Below are 1,748 nucleotides of genomic sequence, written 5' to 3' on the forward strand. Positions count from 1 at the left end.
TCTGAGGTTTTCCCATGATCGACAACAAAACCCTCGACGTCGCCATCTCCGCGAGCGTCGAGAAGCTGCAATCCCTGTTTGGCGACGCCCCTGAAGTCGCCGTCGTGCTCGGCTCCGGCTGGGCCGGCGCGGTCAGCCATGTGCAGGATGCCAAGAACCTGCCCTATACCGAGCTGCCGGCCTTCCCGCAGCCCAAGGTCGAGGGCCATGTCAACGAGATCGTCGTCGGCAATATCGGCAAGCAGCGCGTCATCTTCCTGCGCGGCCGCGCCCACACCTATGAGAGCGGCGACTGCACCGGCATGGCGGGCGCGTTGCGCACCCTCAAGCGCTGGGGCGTGAAGCTGCTGGTGCAGACCAATGCCTCCGGCTCGCTGCGCGGCCACATGCCGCCCGGCAGCCTGATGCTGATTGCCGATCACATCAACGCACCGCAGCGCAGCCCGCTGGTGGGCGAGCAGGGCAGCCATCGCTTTGTCGACATGGTCAATGCCTACGACGCCGACCTGCGCAAGCACGCGCTCGCCTTGGCCAAGCGCGAGAACCTGATGCTGGGCGAGGGCACGTACTGCTGGGCCCTGGGCCCACAGTTCGAGACGGCCGCCGAGATCCGCATGTTTGCGGCCTGGGGTGCTGACGCAGTGGGCATGAGCACCGTGCCTGAGACCATCCTGGCCCGCCACGCCGGCCTCAAGGTGATGGGCATCGCGCTGATGACCAACATGGCGGCTGGCCTGTCCGCTGAGGCGCTGACGCATGATCTGACGCTGAAGCAGGCGCAGCTCTCTGGCGAACGCGCCGCGAGCTTTCTGGCGGCCCTCATTGCGAGCTTTGCCGAGCTGACGCTATGACGGCCGATCTGAAGGCCGCGGCCCGTACGGCGCTGGCCTGCCTGGATCTGACCAGCCTGAACGACGCCGACACGGCTGCCGACATCGATGCGCTGTGCCGCCGTGCGCAGTCGCCGCATGGCCCCGTGGCTGCTGTCTGCGTCTGGCCGCGTTTCGTTGCCCAAGCGCGTGCCGCCTTGCCGGCATCCATCAAGGTCGCGGCGGTTGCAAACTTTCCCGATGGCGCTTTGGACCAGGCTCGCGCGCTGGCTGATGTCACGGAGATTGCGCAGGCGGGCGGAGATGAGGTCGACGTCGTGCTGCCCTGGCGCGCGCTGATTGCAGGTGACAGCACCGAGGTGAGCGAGTTTCTTTCCGAGGTCCGCTTCGCCAGCCGGCCGCTGACGCTCAAGGTCATCATCGAATCCGGCGAACTGGCCACGCCCGAGCGCATCGCCCAGGCCACGCGCCTGGCGCTGGCGGCCGGTGCCGACTTCGTCAAGACGAGCACCGGCAAGACCCCAGTCGGCGCCACGCCGGCCGCGGCGGCCGTGATGCTGAAGGAGATCGCCGCGAGCGGCCTGTCCGCCGCCGGCTTCAAGGCCTCGGGCGGCGTGCGYTCGGTGGCCGACGCCGCGGGCTATATYGCCCAGGCCGAAGCCGCCCTGGGCGCTGCCGCTCTCAACCCGCAACGCCTGCGCTTTGGCGCCAGCGGTCTGCTCACCGACATCGAAGCCGTGCTCTCCGGCGCTCAATCCGCCGCTGTCACCGCGGCTTACTGAGGGGCTCGGTAACGCTACGGGRATCGGATGCGTTGCCACTCAAAAGCCCGCGAGCAAGGCGCGAAGTCGAMGCTGGGGTCGACCCCAGCGAGGCTTCGCAACGCCGCGCGCGGGCTTTTGAGTGACAACCCTTCGG

General features: G+C 68.1%; 2 protein-coding genes. Both read left to right on the top strand.

Annotation, left to right across the window (positions count from 1 at the left end):
* Positions 1-14 precede the first annotated feature (14 nt).
* The gene (locus AC1DU6_RS29970; RefSeq protein WP_056196092.1) at positions 15-851 is read left to right on the top strand and encodes a purine-nucleoside phosphorylase; all 837 of its coding nucleotides are present in this window, start codon (positions 15-17) and stop codon (positions 849-851) included.
* Complete coding sequence (gene deoC, locus AC1DU6_RS29975) at positions 848-1,612, top strand: deoxyribose-phosphate aldolase (RefSeq protein ID WP_056196095.1); 765 nt, start codon at positions 848-850, stop codon at positions 1,610-1,612. Before AC1DU6_RS29970 ends, deoC begins: the two co-directional genes overlap by 4 nt.
* Positions 1,613-1,748: the final 136 nt, after the last annotated feature.

The sequence above is a fragment of the Roseateles sp. P5_B10 genome, assembly GCF_056400485.1.

Excerpts from the sequence above, each read along its gene's own strand:
- AC1DU6_RS29970 (WP_056196092.1), top strand. The coding sequence starts at position 15 with ATGATCGACAACAAAACCCTCGACGTCGCCATCTCCGCGAGCGTCGAG.